Raw genomic sequence first — 18,689 nt, 5'->3', positions numbered from 1 at the left:
GGGACAGGATCATGATGCTCATCCCCTGCCCATTCTGTGGCAAGCGCAATGAAAGCGAGTTCGTCTATGGCGGCCCGGTCGGAGCTGCTCGACCCGATACCAACGCCGTCAGCGATGCTGATTGGGTCGAATACCTGACCATAACGCCCAACCCGATGGGGCCTGTGCAAGAGCGGTGGTGGCACGCACGGGGCTGCGGCGAGTGGCTGACAATCTGGCGGGATACCGTGACACATGACATTGTGGAGGTGCCCGATGGCTCAGATTAATCGCCGCGCGGTGGGTGGTCGTGTTGATCGAAGCCGCCTTCTGACGTTCCAGTTCAATGGGAAAACTTACGAAGGGTTCGAAGGGGACACTCTGGCCTCGGCCCTGCTGGCGAACGGGGTGCGAGTAACAGCCCGTAGTTTCAAGTACCACCGCCCACGCGGCATTGTCGGACACGGGCCTGAAGAGCCGGGAACCCTTGTGGAGCTGGAAGGCGAGGACGCCTCGGGCAACCGTCCAGCGACCACGGTTCCATTGCGCGAAGGGCTGAATGCACGCTCGGTCAATTGCTGGCCATCGCCCGAGTTTGATCTGGGCGGGATCAATCAATTGATTGGCCGTTTTATTCCTGCGGGCTTCTACTACAAAACTTTCAAATGGCCTAACTGGCATCTGTTTGAACCATACATCCGCAAGGCGGCGGGGCTGGCAGCAGCGCCTGCGCAACCGCCTTCATCGGGGCATTTCGAAGCGCGCTACGCTCATGCAGATGTCTTGATTGCAGGTGCAGGTCCCGCCGGCCTGCAAGCTGCACTTGAGGCTGGTCTGGCAGGCAAGCGAGTCTTCCTCGCAGACGAGGGAACCGAAGCGGGCGGCAGCCTCCTGAACCGCACCCTGACCATTGGCGGGCGTCCGGCGATGGATTGGGTAGGCGAAGCGGTTGAAGAACTAAGCCAAATGGCAAACGTCACCCATCTTCAGAACGCGACCGTATGGGCCTATCGCGAACACAACCTAGTGATCGTCAATGAACGCGAGCCGGATCAGGCCAGCATTCTAGAACGCAACTGGCGGGTCCGTGTTGCTGAGGTGGTGATTGCCACCGGGGCCACGGAACGGTCGATGGTGTTTGCCAATAATGACAGGCCGGGCGTCATGTTGGCCTCATCCGTGCAGGCCTATGTTAATCGTTGGGGCGTGACACCCGGTCAGAGTGTGGTTCTGTTCACCAACAACAACAGCGCTTACGCAGTGGCCGCCGATCTGGTCGCAGCTGAGGTAACGGTTAACGCGATCCTCGATAGCCGCGACACGGTTCCAAGGGAAGCTCTTGATCTGGTGTCGGGGATAACCGTCCATGCCGGAACAGTAGCCGCCGATATCCGAGGGTACAAAAGCATCCGTGCTGTCAAGGCCGTTCCCAAGTCCGGGGGCGCAGGCACCTGGATCGACTGCGACTTGCTGGCTCATTCCGGCGGTTGGAATCCGACGGTGCACCTGTGGTCTCAGTCCCGCAGCACACTTCGGTTTGATGAAGAACTCGCTGCGTTTTTGCCCGATCAACCGATTCAATCCTGTCGGGCCGTCGGCGCGGCGGCGGGGGATCTCACACTGGATCGGATCATCGATGACGGTTCAGAGCTGCCTTGTTCGATTGAACCGCTATGGCGCGTAAATGTGCCAGGGCAACGTGGAAAGGCATTCCTGGATATTCAGAACGATGTTGCGGTCAGCGATGTGCATCTGGCGCTGCGTGAAGGATATGACAACGTGGAACATGTCAAACGCTACACCACTGGCGGGATGGGCATAGATCAGGGCAAGACGGGCAATATCAACATTATTGGCACCGTTGCTCTGCAAAAGGGCGTTCTATTGCAAGATGTTGGCACGACGACATTCCGCTCTCCCTACACGCCGGTCTCATTCGGTGCGATTGGGGGGCTGCGTGAGGACTCGGTGTTGTTCCCCTACCGGCACACGCCGGTGACCCAATGGAACAAGGATTATGGCGCAGTGATGTATGAGGCTGGTGCCCGATGGCGCCGTCCGGGGTTTTTTCCCAAACCCGGTGAGGGCCTGCAAGAGGCGGTGAACCGGGAATGCCGCGCGGTGCGTGAAGGCGTTGGCGTATACGACGGTTCGCCGCTCGGCACGTTCGAGCTTAAAGGGCGCGATGCTCCGCGCTTTCTGGATTTTCTGTATTCGAACATCATGTCCAGCCTGAAGCCCGGCGATGGTCGCTATGGTCTTATGTTGTCGGATGACGGTCTGATCATAGATGACGGGGTGGCCTTTCGGCTGGATCAGCGCCGCTGGATGATCTCGACCTCAACGGGCCATGCAGACGCCGTCAACCAGCACATGGAAAAGCTGCTTCAGACCGAGTTTCCTGACTGGCAAGTCATGATCACAACTGTGACAAGCCAGTGGAACAACGCCACCATTTGTGGACCCCGCGCGCGCGATGTCATGCACGCGCTGTGTACGGATATCGATCTGTCGCCCGAGGCATTCCCCTTCATGTCGTTCCGGGACGGTACGGTAGCGGGGTTCCCTGCGCGGGTTGTGCGCGTCAGTTTCACCGGTGAGCTATCCTATGAGGTCAACGTTGCCCCACGCCACATGGCCGCCTTGTGGGACAAGGTGATGGAGGCTGGTGCACCCTTTGATATCCTGCCTGTAGGATCGGAATCCAGCCATGTCTTGCGTGTGGAAAAAGGCTTTCTTTCGCTGGGTCACGAGGTCGATGGTACCGTGGACGCCTATGACCTGGGCATGGGCTGGGCAATGTCGAAGAAAAAGCCCGACTACCTAGGCAAGCGCTCGGTCCACTTGCGCCGTGAAGCGGAAGGGAAACGCCGGGAATTGGTCGGCATCTTGCCCGAAGACCCTGACAAGCAAGTGCCCGAAGGCGCGCCACTGACCCCTAAAGGTCGCAAAGAAGCGACCGAAGGATTGGTTACCGCCTGCGTCTGGAGCGTCGTCAACAATCGCTGGGTTGGCCTGGCGTTGCTGAAGAACGGGCAGGAGCGACACGGGCAAACCGCGCATGTTCGGCTGAAAGACGAGGTGATCCCGGTGACCATCACAAAGCCTGTATTCCATGACCCCGAGGGTCAGCGCCTGAGGTCCTGAGATGAGCTACGACGTCAAGATCGAACGCCAAACCCTGAATGCGCTGTTTGACCTCAAAGGGGATCCCGAGGTCGTTCAAAATTGGGCCGAGTTTTCTCTGCCAAGCCGCCCCAACACAAGGGCGATGCAGGAAGCGGTTGAGGTATATCACATTGGACGCAATCACTGGATTGTACGTGCTTCGCTGGAACTGGAAGAGGCACTGGAAGCACAGCTCAAACCAACGGATTGCCCTGCGGACATCAGTATAGTGCGGATATCGGACACCCTTACCTTCTTTAGTGTCGCCGGACCCCAAGCCGCTGAAGTGATGGCTATTGCCTGCCCGCTTGATCTGCATGTCACTGCTTTTGATGAAGACGCAGTAACCTATTCCGAGTTGTTTGGCCTAAAAGCACTTGTGATGCGCTGCGAGGCTGGTTTTGAGTTTGCGGTTGAACAGAGTTTTGGCGACATGGTTCAGGATTATCTGACCCGAGCAACTGCCTGACGCAATTCGAAGCAGGGGCGGTTTACGCCTTATGGCTATTCATTACCTCGCCGGTCTATATGCATATCGTCCAGGAACGGGGTTCAGATAAGGACATAGCGGACTTATCGAAAGTCATTGGCTGGCACAAGATCCTTTGTGAAGTGTTGCTTTTAGACGGGACATCGCGCCACAGGTGCAAGGCTTGCAAGTTCCGATCATTTAGTATACCGCCGCATACAATTAGGATCCTCGGGCGTTCATAACGTCTTTGAGCCCCTGCTAATCGAGCCACATATACCGGAACGAGCCATGAGCCTTTACACCAACTACCTCGACGAAATTGAAGCCCGCAAAGCGCAGGGTCTGCATCCGAAACCGATTGATGATGGCGCGCTTGTCAAAGAGCTTGTTAGGCAGATCAAGGACGTCGATCATGCGCATCGTGCGGATTCTCTAAACTATTTCATCTATAATACGCTGCCCGGCACGACCAGCGCCGCTGGCGAGAAGGCACGTTTTTTGAAAGAGATCATTCAGGGCGAAGCGCTGGTTGACGAAATTTCAGTACCCTTTGCCTTTGAACTGCTGTCGCACATGAAAGGCGGTCCTTCGGTTGAGGTTCTTCTTGATCTGGCTTTGGGTGGTGAACCCGAGATCGCAGGGCAGGCGGCTGAAGTGCTGAAAACACAGGTCTTCCTATATGAGGCTGATACGGATCGTTTGAAGGAGGCGTTTTCTGCCGGAAATCCGGTCGCACGCGACATTCTTGAAAGCTATGCGCGGGCCGAGTTCTTCACCAAGCTGCCCGATATCGAGGAAGAGATCAAAGTTGTCACGTATATCGCTGCCGAGGGCGATATATCGACTGACTTGCTGTCGCCGGGCAACCAGGCACACTCGCGCTCGGATCGGGAGCTGCATGGCAAGTGCTTAATCTCGCAGCAAGCGCAAGACGAGATTCAAGAATTACAGCGCCAGCACCCAGATAAACGCGTGATGCTGATTGCTGAGAAAGGGACAATGGGCGTTGGCTCGTCCCGGATGTCGGGTGTCAACAACGTTGCGCTTTGGACCGGCAAGCAGGCCAGCCCATATGTGCCATTCGTAAACATTGCCCCGATCGTGGCCGGTACGAACGGTATCTCTCCGATCTTTCTGACCACCGTTGGTGTGACGGGCGGGATTGGTATCGACCTGAAAAACTGGGTCAAGAAAGTCGATTCCGAGGGGAATCCGATCCTCAACAATGACGACAGCCCTATCCTGGAGCAAAAGTACTCGGTCGAAACCGGGACAGTGCTCACGATCAATACGAAAGACAAAAAGCTTTATGACGCCGATGGCGCCAAAGAGCTTGTTGATATTGCCTCGTCCTTCACTCCGCAAAAGCAGGAGTTCATGAAGGCCGGCGGATCCTACGCCATCGTGTTCGGCAAGAAGTTGCAAACATTTGCAGCACAGACACTGGGAGTCGAGCTGAAGTCGGCATTTGCGCCGTCGAAAGAGATCAGCCGAGATGGACAGGGCCTGACCGCGGTCGAAAAGATCTTTAACCGCAACGCTTTGGGAGTAGCGGAAGGCACGGTCTTGCACGCCGGGTCGGACGTACGGGTCAAGGTCAACATCGTAGGATCGCAGGATACCACTGGCCTGATGACCTCGCAAGAGCTTGAGGCGATGGCGGCGACCGTGATTTCTCCAACCGTCGATGGTGCGTATCAGTCCGGTTGCCACACCGCCTCGGTCTGGGACAAGAAGGCGCAAGCCAACATCCCCAAACTGATGGCGTTTATGAACAATTTCGGCCTGATCACAGGGCGCGATCCCAAGGGTGAATATCACTCGATGACTGACGTGATCCACAAGGTTCTGAACGATATCACCGTGGATGATCGCGCCATCATCATTGGGGGCGACTCGCACACGCGCATGTCCAAAGGTGTGGCTTTCGGGGCGGATTCGGGCACCGTTGCCTTGGCACTGGCCACGGGCGAAGCAACCATGCCCATTCCGGAATCCGTGAAGGTGACGTTCAAAGGCAAAATGGCCGACCACATGGATTTCCGCGACGTGGTCCACGCGACACAGGCGCAGATGCTGAAGGCGTTCGGCGATAACGTGTTCCAGGGGCGTATTATCGAAGTTCATATCGGTACCCTTCTGGCGGATCAGGCTTTCACCTTCACCGACTGGACGGCCGAGATGAAGGCGAAGGCTTCGATCTGTATTTCCGAAGACGAGACCCTGATCGAGTCACTGGAAATCGCCAAAGGTCGGATTCAGATCATGATCGACAAGGGCATGGAGAATGAGGCGCGGACCCTGCAAGGCCTGATCGACAAAGCCGACGCACGTATAGCCGAGATCAGATCCGGCGCAGTTCCAGCCCTGAGGCCGGATGAAAATGCCGAGTATTTTGCCGAGCTGGTCGTTGATCTGGACGAGATCAACGAGCCCATGATCGCCGACCCTGATGTGAACAACGCGGATGTCTCCAAGCGTTATACGCACGATACGATCCGGCCTGTTTCCTACTACAAAGGGGAAAAGAAAGTGGATCTGGGATTTGTCGGATCTTGCATGGTCCACAAGGGTGATCTGATCATCGTATCGCAGATGCTTAAGAACCTTGAGAAGAAGGAGGGCAAGATTGAATTCAAGGCCCCTCTGGTCGTCGCGGCGCCAACCTACAACATAGTTGATGAGTTGAAGGAAGAAGGTGAGTGGAGCATTCTTCAGGAATATTCCGGTTTCGAATTCGACGATCTTTTCCCCAAGACATCAGCGCGAACCGAATACGAAAATACGCTGTATCTTGAGCGTCCGGGCTGCAACCTTTGCATGGGTAATCAGGAAAAGGCTGAGAAAGGTGATACTGTTCTGGCGACATCTACCCGCTTGTTCCAAGGGCGTGTTGTCGAGGACTCGGAAGATAAGAAAGGTGAATCCCTTCTGGCTTCCACACCGGTAGTTGTACTGTCTGCCATCCTCGGGCGAACTCCGAAAATCGAGGAATACAAGGCCGCTGTCGAAGGGATCGACCTGACCCGCTTTGCACCTCCGGTCGCCAAGCCCGCAAATTCCAATTCGGCACATTTCTGATTGGAAAAGGCCGGTCGCCGCTCAGGCGCACCGGCCTTATGCTGTCTAATAGAATCCATTCTGAATCGATAAGTCTAGCAATGCTTGTATTGCGGAATGAGATTTAGCCATTTCAGTAGGGTCATGATCCCCAACCAATAGAGACGGTTTCCGCGAGAGCGATGTCTGCGAGAAAGACCTTTGGGCAGCCTTCATAGCGCGTTGCGCCGCGTCTACAGCCCTTGAGCCGGCCGAACATGATTTCAACGCGGTTTTGCCGCTTGCATCTGCGTTTGTCGTATTTGAAGTTGTACTTTGTTGCTTTCGGCCTGGAATGCCAGCGCGTATCCCCTTGTCTTGTGAAGACTCCCTGAACTGGTTTGCATCAGAGCCGCGATCTGCGAGGTGAGTCCAAGCAGAAATCAACGATCTCGACTGACATTGGGGTTGACGCAAAGGGATTCATACTCGCGACGATCCTTAGAGCTAAAAATACGGGTTCGCTAGAAACGTTGACGAGCATTGTGGATGGTCTGGAGGCGGTTGCGAAACAAAATCCGGTTGTCTTGCCATTTCATCAACGTACTGCCGCAAGGATAAATGGAATCGGTCGTAAATTCGGACATGTCTAAACGATAAACCCAGTCGGGTACTTGGATATGGTCGCTCTAGAAAGCAATGCGGTGCTGGTTTCTACGGGCTCTAGCGGAATGCAGAAAGAAGCGTATCTCTACGGCGTACCCTGCGTCACTATTAGAACGGAAACAGGGTCGATTGAGCTTGATGAAAGCGGCTGGAATCGTATCGTTTCGCCCATAGAAAGGGATATCGAGGATGGTATCCTAAGTGCGATAGGGACTAGCGGAAATCAGATAGAAATCTATGGTGATGGAACCGCTTCGCAACAAATCGCACAGATACTAGCCGCGCGAGTTTAAATACCTTCATAGAGCGCCGCCAACTTCTTGGCTTGCGCAGGCCAGCTGTAGGTCTCCCAAAGCTTCCTTCTGTTGTCGACGCTTAACGTAAAGCGTTCGGGATGGTCCAAGACATCCCGAATAGCTTCAGCAATGCTCTGAGGATCTGTTTCGTCCATTGCTCGCCCCAAACCGAGCGATTCTGTAAAACGGCGCATGTCGGGAAGATCGGAGACACAGATCGGCAATCCTGCAAACGCGGCTTCGAATAGCTTATTGGGCATTGCAAACCGATAGCTTAATGACGCATCTTGAATCGGAATGACTGCAACATCTGCGGTACTAATCGCTATGGGTACATCTGGAGCAGCCACTGGTGGAAGCAAGGTAACGCGATCATCCACACCTAGGTCATGAGCGACACTCATGAACCACTTGTCGTTTCGGAGGTGCCGTGGGCCCATCGAAGCTAACTTGACTTCGGGAAGATGAACCAAAGCCTCAAGTACTTTATCTAACCCACGATGCGATGTTTGAATGCCGCCAGTAAAAATAATCAAGGGCGCCCCGTCTGCAACTTTTGCCTGAGCACGAATTGAAAGCTGATCCAATTCCTGTTTATTACGACCGTCTATGTAATCGACATCTATCTCTGGAGCGTTGAGGATTAGTGTCGGACTATCTTTGAAGCGTTTGGCATACAAATCTGCGATGGACGACGATACGGTGATCATATAATCGACGAAGGGGAGGCAATCGTCTTCTAGGTTTTCTGCAAAGTTCGATCCATCAGTTGGATTCTTCGTCGCCCGTGCTGGTTCATATTCATGTGCGTCATATACAAGCTTCGCCCCAAACTGTTTTGCAAGCACAACGCCCGCCGGGAGACAATAGATGTCATGAGCGTGAATGACGTCCGGGGTATCATCAAATTTAAGGTGGCAAAGGTTTTCTGCGTAAATCAATGATTCCAACTGATAGAGTTTAAAGAAATTCTCTCTGACTTTTCGGGCCATCAACATAAATGACTTGAGGTTTTTCGGGCCCTTTCCGAATCCAAGTCCAAGCCGTGTTTTCCAAAGCAGCCGCTTGTGTACGAGTTTTCTAGCCCGCCTTTCATCACCACCGAAGTTTTTGTAGTACATCGGGTCAAGCTTTTGGACGGCTTCGTCCGTGAGGAAAGTCTTCAACCAGGTTTTTAAAGAATTTAGCTGAATAGCGGATTCGACATACGGTAAGACACGTTGCTCGACTTGAGCGGACGTTCGCTCCATAAACGAGAAACGTTCAAGCAATTTTTCAGTGATGTTCTCACAAGACTGCCAGTTGAATCGAGTGATCTGAATGCCATCAATGACCTCTTCTTGCGGCGAGCCTCCAGGCCAGTCGCAGAAAATGTGGACATTGTGGCCCGCTGCTTGAAGCGCGCGCGCTTCTTTGAGAACGCGCGCATCCGCCGTAATTTCGTGGTAGGTAAGACAGAATACGGTTTTTTGAGATTTGGCACGGGTGTCTGACATCGGTCGAAGATCAATCTAGCTCTGACAATTCCGAACTGCTCTAACAGAGGTTGATCGGGGTTTCCAGCGCGATTGGTGATGCTTGAAATGCCTGCCTCTATTGACTTCCCAAAGAAATTCTTGGAAGCGCTGTAGCACAATTTGAGCACTTGGGACGCACCGAATGAGCAACTTCGCACTGATAGGAACCGCAGGATACATCGCGCCGCGCCACATGAAGGCGATAACGGATACCGGAAACACGTTGTTGGCTGCTCTAGACACAAGCGACTCCGTTGGGATTATCGATAGCCACTTCCCCGATGCACATTTTTTCACAGAGTTTGAGCGTTTTGATCGCTACGTTGACATGTTACGTCGCAGCGAAACGGGCAAAGTTGATTATGTTTCGATCTGCTCGCCGAATTATCTCCATGACAGCCACATGCGGTTTGCCCTTCGTTCAGGCGCTGATGCGATTTGCGAGAAGCCGCTGGTGTTGAACCCCGAGGATATCGATGGTCTGGAAGCGATCGAGCAGGCGACCGGACAGACCGTAAACACGATCCTGCAGTTGCGCGTACATCCATCGATCATTGCTCTGAGGGACAAGATTCGAAATAGCCCCAAAGATACCAAGTACGAGGTCGATCTGACTTACATCACGTCCCGTGGACGTTGGTATCTGGAGAGCTGGAAGGGGGATGTCCGCAAATCTGGTGGTATTGCCACCAACATCGGCGTACATTTCTTTGACATGTTGCATTTTCTCTTCGGAGACCTTCAGGCAAACCACGTCCATCTCAATGCCCCGACAAAGGCTGCGGGTTATCTGGAGTTCGAACATGCCCGGTGCCGTTGGTTCTTGTCGTTGGATATTAACGACGTTCCGGCAGATGCGCGGGAAGCTGGAGCCAGAACCTATCGGTCGATCACGATCAATGAAGAAGAGGTCGAGTTTTCTGGTGGTTTCGCTGATTTGCATACGCGAAGCTACGAAGAGATTTTGAAAGGGAACGGGTTTGGGCTTAACGAAAATCGACCAGCGATTGGTATGGTCAACTATATCCGCAATGCACCAATCGAAGCTCGCAAGGGCGAGCAGCACCCCAAGTTGAATTCCGGCACTGATCAATGATTGCAGTGTTCGCCTACGCGTTTCCTCATCGAAAATCTCATGATTTTCTCGTAGAGCTAGCGCTGATGGGTCAACGAGAGGTGACCGTAATCGGTGCACCTTTTCAAAAGCTGCCATCAATGGATCGCACAGTTTACTTCCCACATACGCTCAGGGCAGTACCACCGCTTGATACAAAGGAACTCTGCGAGCGCTTAGGTTTTTCTTTCGTTGAAATGCCGCATAGTGATATCGACGGCATCATTAATCTGGTTGATGAGCATGGTTTGGAGCTAGGTATCATATCCGGCGCGCGAATCCTCAAACGACCAGTTATCGAAGCCTTCAAGCAGGGTATTGTGAACTTTCATCCTGGAAAGATTCCCGAGACATCCGGCCTGGATGCATTTTTCTATACTCTCAAAAATGGAGTCGATGCCGGGGTTACGACTCACCTGATAGACCCCAGGGTTGACGCGGGGCAACATCTGGCATTTGACGCTACTCAAATCAGCGCGACGGATACTCCTGAAATAGTTCAGGAAAACACCTATCGACTGCAAATCACAGCGCTAAGACAATTCTTGGATTGCTGGACCAAATCGGAGCTGTCGCCAACTGCGCTTCATAGGCCCACTAAAAATGAGCCCATGGCACCCTCCAAAAAATGGGAAACCTTACTTAACTTCCCAGCTTGGCGTGCAACTAGGGTCCGTATGCAGGCATTTGAAAGCATGAAGGTGGCGTGCAACCAGGGTGACGTACAGGCTGTTTCGAAGATACTTGAAATCCACCCTGATCTTCTGGAAGAGCGCACTGAAAAAGGGTGGACGCCACTGATCATGGCTGCCTTCAATCAGCGCCTTGAATTGACAAACTACCTGCTAGAGCACAGGGCAAATCCGAACGCGACCGGAAGAAACGGCACTACTGTTCTAATGTATGCAAAAACCGCGCTTATGGCTCATCCAAATGCAAGTTTTGAACTTTTGGATACGTTGTTGGCAAGTGGAGCAGATCCTTTGCGAACAGATATGCATGGCCGAGCACTTATGGATTATGTTAAGGATGCAAAGGCAGAGCACCTAGAACGATATTTTCAAGAGAAGATAGGGCGTCATTAGATCAATGCAATTTATTGACCTGGCGGAACAACAGAAACGTATCAAGGATCAGCTTGATGCCGGCATTGCCAAAGTGTTGGCGCATGGAAAGTACATTCTTGGCCCAGAAGTGGCTGAACTAGAGGCACGGCTGACTGCCTTTACGGGTGCCAAACATTGCATCACTTGCGCCAATGGAACGGATGCATTGCAAATTGCCTTGATGGCGCTTGAGGTCGGGTCGGGGGATGAGGTCATCACGCCCGGATTTTCATATATCGCCACGGCTGAAGCCGTCAGATTGCTGGGCGCAAAGCCGGTTTATGTCGATATTGACCAGACTAGTTATAACATTGATCCCAACAAGCTTGACGCTGCGATCACACCCCGGACAAAGGCAATTATACCGGTGTCGCTGTATGGCCAACCTGCTGATTTCGAACGAATTAACGAGGTAGCTGTGGCAAACGGCTTACCTGTCATCGAGGATGCTGCTCAGAGCTTTGGCGGATCGTTGCGTGGCAAACGGTCAGGAAACCTGTCAACGATTTCCTGCACCAGCTTTTTCCCATCGAAACCCCTTGGCTGCTACGGCGATGGTGGTGCGATCTTCACCTCGGACGATGATCTGAGCGTCATTCTTCGCCAGATTGCCCGGCACGGGCAGGATCGGCGTTATCACCATATCAGGGTTGGCGTTAACAGCCGTCTGGACACGTTGCAGGCTGCGATCCTGCTGTGCAAGCTGGATATTTTCGAGGATGAACTGGTCCTGCGAGACACCGTCGCGGACCGTTACAAAGTGCTACTGAAGGAAACCAATATCGCCGCTCCAACGCTGATGGAGGGGGCGACCAGCGCCTGGGCGCAGTATACGATACGCGTGGACAATCGTGAGGATGTGCAAGCTAAGCTCAAAGACGCCGGGGTTCCGACCGCCGTGCATTATCCACTGCCGTTGAACAAGCAACCAGCTGTTTCTGACCCAAATGCCGACTTGCCTATTGGCGATCAGGCCGCCGCAACAGTGATTAGCCTGCCGATGCACCCGTATCTGCAGGAGAATTCGCAAGAGCAGATAATCGAGGCACTGAGAAAAGCGATCTGATCGCGCTGACGGTTTAATCGGTGCTGTGGCCGGCGAATTCAGGTTTAGGCAGGTTTGCAGGTTCTATTTACCGTAATATGCGCGATACCAGTCCACGAAGGCCTGAATGCCGTCCCTGATTTCGGTTTTTGGGCGATAACCGGTCAGGCGGTGCAGCAGATCGGCATTGGCCCAAGTTGCAGGCACATCGCCCAACTGCATCTCCATATAGTTTCGGATCGCGGGTTTGCCGAGGCTTTCTTCGATGGCGTCGATGAAATCCAACAAACGCACTTTGTCTGAATTTCCAATGTTCACTATGCGATAGGGAGCGACCGGGCTCAGGCTGTCACCTTCGGCGATGTCTTCGGGGGCTTTGGGGCGAACAGGCACAACGTCGATCAGCAGAGAGATTGCGCGCACCAGGTCATCCACATATGTGAAATCACGATACATGTCGCCGTGGTTGTAGATGTCTATCGGGCGGTCGTTGAGGATCGCGTCCGTGAATTTGAAGAACGCAAGGTCCGGGCGCCCCCAAGGACCGTAGACTGTGAAGAAGCGGAACATTGTCGTCGGAATATCCCAAAGATGGGCATAGGAGTGTCCCATCGCTTCATTTGCCTTTTTGGTGGCTGCGTACATAGTGAGTTGATGATCTGCTTTTTCGCACTCATCGAAGGGCATGTCAGGATTTGCCCCGTAGATCGACGAAGTCGAAGCCATCAGCAGATGCCGCACTTTGTGCCGCCGCGCAGCTTCCATAACGTTGAACGTCCCGACAACATTGCTTTCGACATAGGCGCGCGGGTTCTCCAGGCTATATCGGACGCCAGCTTGCGCCGCGAGGTGGATGATCACGTCCGGTTCAAAAGCATCAGCGATCTGGTCGAACTTGGCGGTATCTTCCAGCATCCCTTCATCGCACGAAAAATTTGGGTTCTCCAGCAACAGCGCATGTCGGCTCTGTTTGAGGCGGACATCGTAATAATCAGTCATCCCGTCAAAGCCATGAACCCGGCAACCGTTCTCAAGCAAAAGTTTGGCAAGATGGAACCCGATAAATCCGGCAGTACCTGTGATCAGAACCTTTTGCATGAGGTATTTCCTTGTTTCGGGGCATCGCGCGTGCGTTCGAAGGCACATATGACGCCAAGAGCCGAAGGGCTCAAGCGGTCATTTCATGGCTGAGTGAGCATGAATCTCTAGTGGTGTGCATTGCAATCTTCAACAAGTCTTCAACCGGGCCAAGGAAGCGAGTAGGTTTTGACATTCGTAAAGAACCTCATTGCCTCGATGACCCCTTCTTTGACACCATTGCCCGAATCCTTGATGCCGCCAAAGGGGGACATTTCGATACGGTATCCGGGTTGTTCCCAGATATTGCAGGTGCCCACGTTCAGCCCATTGATATAGGCAATTGCGCGGTTCAGGTCATTGGTACATACCCCCGACGACAGGCCGTACACAGTAGAGTTCGAGATGCGCATGACCTCGTCATCGTCGTCGGGCACGCGAATGATGGGAATAATGGGGCCGAAAGTTTCCTCCATCACTAACGCAGAGTCGTGGGGAACGTCGTCGACCACGATCGGCGGCAGCAGCGCGCCCTGACGTCCGGGGTGGTAAAGGACTTCTGCTCCCTCTTTCTGGGCCAAGTGAACACAATCTTCGAAAAGCTTGGCCGCATCCTCGTGGATCACGCAACCCAGCTCGGTCTCAGGATCCTGCGGATCGCCGAACCTGATCTTTTTGGCCCTCTCCAGCACCAAAGGCACAAAGGTGTCCGCGACACTCTCTTGCACCAGTATTCGCTTGATCGCAGTGCAGCGTTGTCCCGAATTGCCGGTGGCCCCGGCTACGGCGATCGTTGCGGCCCTGTCTAGATCGGCATCGTTGAGGTCATTCAGAACAATCAGTGGATCGTTACCGCCCAACTCCAGCGCCTGACGTTTGTAAACCGCTTTCTCTGCGATCATCTTGCCCACGGGAACACTACCGGTGAAGGTTATGATGTCGATGTTTTCATTGGTGATCATCTCATTCCCAATGTCCTGTGGCCAGCCAGTGACCACCTGAAACATCTCAGGCGGCAGGCCTGCCTCATAAAGGATATCGGCCAGCGTCAGGCAGGTCAGAGGCGTCAACTCGGTCGGTTTGCAGACCATGCAGTTATTGGTGGCGATCGACGGAGCAACCTTGTGGCTGACCATGTTGAGTGGATGGTTGAATGGAGTGATCGCGCTGATAGCGGTCACAGGCTCGCGCATCGTGAAAATCTTGCGGGCTTTACCGTTTTGGGTCAGATCGCACGCAAAGATTTCGCCATCATCCTTCAGTGCCTCGGCCGCTGCAAATTGAAAGACATCCTGCGCGCGCTTGGTCTCGTAGATCGCGTGTTGATGGCAGATGCCAAGCTCAAGCACCAGCCATTTGGTGAGGTAATCGCGACGTTCACCAATCAGCTCTCCAGCCCGTTGCAGGATTTGGCTGCGTTCATAGCGGGTCAGTTCGGGCTTGTAGTGGGCCGCAATTTCGAGGGCGCGGCGCGCGTGTTCAGCCTGCCCTGCGGGCACATGGCCCACGACCTCATTGGTATAGGGGTAGTGAACCGGGATGGTCTCAGCGGTAATGATGATCTTGCCACCAATTCGCATCCCTTCATTACGGATTTCGGTGACTGCCATGGCAAGAACCATCCAATGAAATCGGACCGCGTACCGGTCTATTACTCTGAAAACACATCAAACGCCTTCAACGCCTTGGCGCTGTAGGCGTAAGACGGGCCGCCGCCCATATAGGTGGCCATAGCCAGCGCTTCGCACAGCTCTTCGCGGGTCGCACCCAGCCGCACCAATGAGCTGACATGGAAGCCGATGCAGCTGTCGCAGCGCGTCGCGATGGCAATCCCCAACGCCATGAATTCCTTTGTCTTTTCACTCAGCGCACCATCTGTTTTGGCGGCCTTACCCATGATGCCAAAACCACGGATGGTTTCGGGCACTTCTTTCGAGAATGCACCAATATTGGCCTCGGTCTCGGCCATGAAGTCTTTCCAGTCCATCTTATGCTCCTTATCCGCGCTCATCTGCGCCCATCCGGCGCTCGAGCCAACGCACACCGGCGCTGATGATCAGTACCAGCACCAGATACTCGAAGATCAACAAGGTATAGATCTCAAGCGGGCGGTATTCCGTCACTACCAGCTCATTCGCACGGCGTGTCAGTTCTTGCATGCCGATGACGCTGGCGAATGCGCTCATCTTCACGATGTAGATGAACTGGTTGGCCAGCGGCGGCAGAATGCGCCGGATCGCTTGCGGCAGGATCACGTAGCGCATGGTCTGAAAATAGTTCAGGCCAATCGTTTGCGCCGCCTCGCTTTGCCCTTTTGCGATAGATTGTATACCGGCACGGTAGATCTCGGCGGTAAAGGCGCTGTCCGATATCGCAAGGGTGATAATTGCGCCCCAGAAGGGATCGATTGGGATGTTCATACCCATCGACTGAAAAACAATCGGCAACCCGTAGAACACCCAAAACAGCATAGGTAACAGAGGGATCGAGCGAACGAACTCGACATATACCCGGTTTACCAGCCGCCAGCCGCGCTTTTCCGATAAACCGGGCAGGGCAACCAGCAGCCCGATGACAATCGATAAGATCGCCGCAATCAGCGAAATCTGAATGGTCGCACCCATGCCCGAAATCAGGAATTTTACATTGGTCCAGCCTGAAGCCGTGGTTGGGTCAATGACGTACCAACCCCAGGTCTGTGAGGACGAACAGCCCGTGATCAGCATGAAAAGGGGAAGGAAGAGAAGTGTTTTTTTCATCGGACCCAACTCAATGCTGCAGAATTTGGCTCAGGAATTTCTGACACCGCTCAGACTTTGGATTGGTGAAGAAATGCTCGGGCTTACCTTGTTCGACAATCTCGCCTGCATCCATGAACACCATGTTGTCGGCCACTTTTCGGGCAAATCCCATCTCATGGGTCACCACAACCATGGTCATGCCTTCCTCGGCAAGTTCAACCATCACGTCGAGCACCTCGGAGATCATCTCAGGGTCGAGCGCTGAGGTGGGTTCGTCGAACAAAAGGACCCTGGGCTCCATGCAAAGCGAACGGGCAATTGCCACTCGCTGCTGCTGTCCACCCGAAAGCTGTATCGGGCGCTTGTCGGCCTGATCGGGTATATGAACACGTTCGAGGTAATGGCGCGCTTTGTCTTCGGCTTCTTTTCGGCTCAACCCGCGGGCCTTGATGGGGCCAAGGGTCAGGTTTTCCAGCACTGTTAGATGCGGGAACAGATTGAATTGCTGGAACACCATGCCAACTTCTGACCGGATGGTGGCTGCAGATTTGGCATCATCGTTCAGTTCGACCCCATCGATGCGGATGGTGCCCTTTTGATGTTTCTCAAGCTGATTGATGCATCTTACGACCGTTGATTTACCCGATCCGGATGGGCCGCAGATCACAACCTTTTCACCACTGTTGACTGTCAGGTTGATGTTCTTGAGCACGTGAAATGTGCCAAACCACTTGTCTACGTCGACAAGCTCGATCGCTGCGTTTGGCATCTGCTGGCCCACTTGTGATTACTATGAGTTAATTAGTTGCTTGAGGTTATCTTTTTCTTTACGCTTAAATCAAGAAGCAATGTCGTGATAAAAGACTAACGCCACCAACGGGAGAACCACATGAAACGTTTTGTTAAAGTCGCGGCTGCGGCTGCGCTCGGTCTTGTGATCAGCGGCGCTGCGCAAGCACAGTCGGCTCTGAATGAAATTTTGGATGACGGCGTGCTGAAAGTGGGGACAACCGGTGACTGGAATCCGATGTCACTGCGCGACCCGGCGACTAACAGCTATAAAGGCTATGATATCGACATCATGAACGCGCTGGCCGCTGATCTGGGTGTTGAGGTCGAATATGTGCCCACCGACTGGAAAACATTGGTCAATGGTGTGGTAGCGGGGAAGTACCACATCACCGGTTCGGCTTCTATCTCACCTCCGCGCATGAAAGTTGCAGGGTTTTCCGACAGTTACATCGCGGTTGAGTTGTTTCCCTACACAACCAAGGAAAAGGCCGACAAATTTGATGGCTACGACTCGATCAACAAGCCGGACGTGAAGGTTGCTACTACCCTGGGCACCACCTTTGAAAAGCGCGTGCGCGAATGGTTCCCCGATGCGGATATCAAAGTGGTCGAAGCTCCTGCACGTGGTTTTCAGGAGGTCTTGGCCGGTCGTGCAGATGTGTTCATAACCTCGAATATCGAGGGATCGACCCTTGAAGCAAAGTTCCCGGTCGTCCGCGTCAAGAATGCCGGTCCACGTTCTCCTTCTCCCATCGCGATGCTGTTGCCGCAAAGTGATCAGGTCTGGATCAACTATGTGAACAACTGGATTGAAGTGAAAAAAGCCCAAGGCTTCTTTGACGAAAACCGGGAACGCTGGGGTCTCTGATCAGAGGCCCTAGTAACTGGAGCGCCTGCGAGAGTTTTCAAAGTCATGAAACTTGAGCACATGACATGGTACGAGGTTAACACTCGTATCAATGCCGGTGCGGCCGTGTTGCTGCCGGTTGGATCGACCGAGCAGCACGGCCCGATGGGTCGCATTGGCACCGACACGATTTGCGCCGAGGCTGTCGCGCTCGCTGCTGCCAGGCAATGCGAGGGTATCGTCGCTCCGGCGCTGGCCTACACGCCAGCGCCTTTTAACACGGGATTTCCCGGAACGGTGTCTATTTCAGCCGAAACCTTTCGCACCATCGCAGATGAGGTGATCCGGGGGCTTTTGAAGCAAGGTTTCGTTGGAGTGTTCATAGTGAACGGACACGGGGCCAATCTGGCGCCTCTTCGGCAGATCGAAAGCGAAATTGCCGGTGGTCAATTGCTGATCCGTAGCTGGTGGGAGCCGAACGCAGTGAATGTTCTGCGACAGCAGCTCTATGGAGATTGGGAAGGGATGCACGCCACCCCCTCGGAGATTGCCATAACCCAGTCTTTGCTTGGACCATTGCCTGCCAATCAGGCCGCTGAGCCGCCCCAGAAACTCAGCGCCGAATACATCCGGGATCACGCAGGGGATCGCCATGGTCCACCTGACGAGCATCGCGCGGACTTCCCGGATGGCCGCGTTGGATCGCATTCAGCTTTGGCCAATCCTCAGGATGGCGAGCGTCTGCTGGCGATAGCAGCTGCGGCTATCGCTGCCGAGTTCCGGGCATTCGAACAAGGCCTCTAGTCACGGAGCGCCTGCAACGGGTGTCG

16 protein-coding genes and 1 pseudogene are annotated in these 18,689 nt (G+C 53.9%); 10 read left to right on the top strand and 7 right to left on the bottom strand.

The features are described 5' to 3' along the window. Positions 1–11: 11 nt before the first annotated feature. The 4 genes from I5192_RS20520 (at position 12) to I5192_RS20505 (ending at position 6,700) form a co-directional block, all read left to right on the top strand. Positions 12–269, top strand: coding sequence for a sarcosine oxidase subunit delta (locus I5192_RS20520; protein WP_170393857.1), 258 nt, complete (start codon positions 12–14; stop codon positions 267–269). Further along, positions 256–3,126: a 2Fe-2S iron-sulfur cluster-binding protein gene (locus I5192_RS20515; RefSeq protein ID WP_223118658.1), complete on the top strand. Its 2,871-nt coding sequence runs from the start codon at positions 256–258 to the stop codon at positions 3,124–3,126. Before I5192_RS20520 ends, I5192_RS20515 begins: the two co-directional genes overlap by 14 nt. Position 3,127: 1 nt before the next feature. Then, entirely contained in the window at positions 3,128–3,616 is a 489-nt protein-coding gene (locus I5192_RS20510) for a sarcosine oxidase subunit gamma (protein WP_170509117.1), read from the top strand. Between the two features lie 291 nt (positions 3,617–3,907). After that, entirely contained in the window at positions 3,908–6,700 is a 2,793-nt protein-coding gene (locus I5192_RS20505; RefSeq protein WP_223118657.1) for a bifunctional aconitate hydratase 2/2-methylisocitrate dehydratase, read from the top strand. Positions 6,701–6,774: 74 nt separating this feature from the next. Here the strand turns inward: I5192_RS20505 and I5192_RS22665 are convergent. Further along, positions 6,775–7,084, bottom strand: a pseudogene (locus tag I5192_RS22665) (transposase); the annotation flags it as partial. A gap of 230 nt (positions 7,085–7,314) precedes the next feature. Here I5192_RS22665 and I5192_RS20500 point away from each other — a divergent pair. After that, positions 7,315–7,617, top strand: coding sequence for a UDP-N-acetylglucosamine 2-epimerase (locus I5192_RS20500; protein ID WP_255612260.1), 303 nt, complete (start codon positions 7,315–7,317; stop codon positions 7,615–7,617). Here I5192_RS20500 and I5192_RS20495 read toward each other — a convergent pair. Beyond that, positions 7,614–9,116 (bottom strand): glycosyltransferase, encoded by a 1,503-nt coding sequence (locus I5192_RS20495; RefSeq protein ID WP_170562084.1) that lies wholly within the window; start codon positions 9,114–9,116, stop codon positions 7,614–7,616. The genes I5192_RS20500 and I5192_RS20495 overlap by 4 nt on opposite strands. A gap of 163 nt (positions 9,117–9,279) precedes the next feature. Here I5192_RS20495 and I5192_RS20490 point away from each other — a divergent pair, with 163 nt between their 5' ends. Genes I5192_RS20490 through I5192_RS20480 form a run of 3 tightly spaced genes read left to right on the top strand, consistent with a single transcriptional unit; the run spans position 9,280 to position 12,423 of the window. After that, on the top strand, positions 9,280–10,233 hold the full coding sequence (locus I5192_RS20490; protein ID WP_170562081.1) for a Gfo/Idh/MocA family protein: 954 nt from the start codon (positions 9,280–9,282) through the stop codon (positions 10,231–10,233). Beyond that, positions 10,230–11,336 carry a formyltransferase family protein gene (locus tag I5192_RS20485; RefSeq protein WP_170562078.1) on the top strand — a complete coding sequence of 369 codons (1,107 nt, stop codon included), beginning with the start codon at positions 10,230–10,232 and terminating at the stop codon, positions 11,334–11,336. The genes I5192_RS20490 and I5192_RS20485 overlap by 4 nt, the downstream gene beginning before the upstream one ends. Before the next feature lie 4 nt (positions 11,337–11,340). Next, on the top strand, positions 11,341–12,423 hold the full coding sequence (locus tag I5192_RS20480) for a DegT/DnrJ/EryC1/StrS aminotransferase family protein (protein WP_223118655.1): 1,083 nt from the start codon (positions 11,341–11,343) through the stop codon (positions 12,421–12,423). Positions 12,424–12,486: 63 nt separating this feature from the next. Here I5192_RS20480 and I5192_RS20475 read toward each other — a convergent pair whose 3' ends face one another. From I5192_RS20475 to I5192_RS20455, 5 genes are all read right to left on the bottom strand, one after another. Continuing rightward, the gene (locus I5192_RS20475) at positions 12,487–13,500 is read right to left on the bottom strand and encodes an NAD-dependent epimerase/dehydratase family protein (protein WP_170611609.1); all 1,014 of its coding nucleotides are present in this window, start codon (positions 13,498–13,500) and stop codon (positions 12,487–12,489) included. Between the two features lie 140 nt (positions 13,501–13,640). Then, positions 13,641–15,101 carry a phosphonoacetaldehyde dehydrogenase gene (phnY, locus tag I5192_RS20470; protein ID WP_370644480.1) on the bottom strand — a complete coding sequence of 487 codons (1,461 nt, stop codon included), beginning with the start codon at positions 15,099–15,101 and terminating at the stop codon, positions 13,641–13,643. Positions 15,102–15,130: 29 nt separating this feature from the next. Further along, on the bottom strand, positions 15,131–15,466 hold the full coding sequence (locus tag I5192_RS20465) for a carboxymuconolactone decarboxylase family protein (protein WP_223118653.1): 336 nt from the start codon (positions 15,464–15,466) through the stop codon (positions 15,131–15,133). A 10-nt stretch (positions 15,467–15,476) separates the two neighbouring features. Continuing rightward, complete coding sequence (locus I5192_RS20460; protein ID WP_170422752.1) at positions 15,477–16,238, bottom strand: amino acid ABC transporter permease; 762 nt, start codon at positions 16,236–16,238, stop codon at positions 15,477–15,479. A 10-nt stretch (positions 16,239–16,248) separates the two neighbouring features. Beyond that, entirely contained in the window at positions 16,249–16,989 is a 741-nt protein-coding gene (locus I5192_RS20455; RefSeq protein WP_170407352.1) for an amino acid ABC transporter ATP-binding protein, read from the bottom strand. 120 nt (positions 16,990–17,109) lie between these two features. Between I5192_RS20455 and I5192_RS20450 the strand changes: the two genes are divergently transcribed. Continuing rightward, positions 17,110–17,880 carry a transporter substrate-binding domain-containing protein gene (locus tag I5192_RS20450; RefSeq protein ID WP_170393886.1) on the top strand — a complete coding sequence of 257 codons (771 nt, stop codon included), beginning with the start codon at positions 17,110–17,112 and terminating at the stop codon, positions 17,878–17,880. A 45-nt stretch (positions 17,881–17,925) separates the two neighbouring features. Beyond that, positions 17,926–18,663 (top strand): creatininase family protein, encoded by a 738-nt coding sequence (locus tag I5192_RS20445; RefSeq protein ID WP_170393888.1) that lies wholly within the window; start codon positions 17,926–17,928, stop codon positions 18,661–18,663. Positions 18,664–18,689: the final 26 nt, after the last annotated feature.

It is taken from the genome of Ruegeria sp. SCSIO 43209 (genome assembly GCF_019904295.1).
GTDB lineage: Bacteria > Pseudomonadota > Alphaproteobacteria > Rhodobacterales > Rhodobacteraceae > Ruegeria.
The sequence above is the reverse complement of the archived record's forward strand: the minus strand, read 5'-3'. Positions and strand labels throughout refer to the sequence as shown.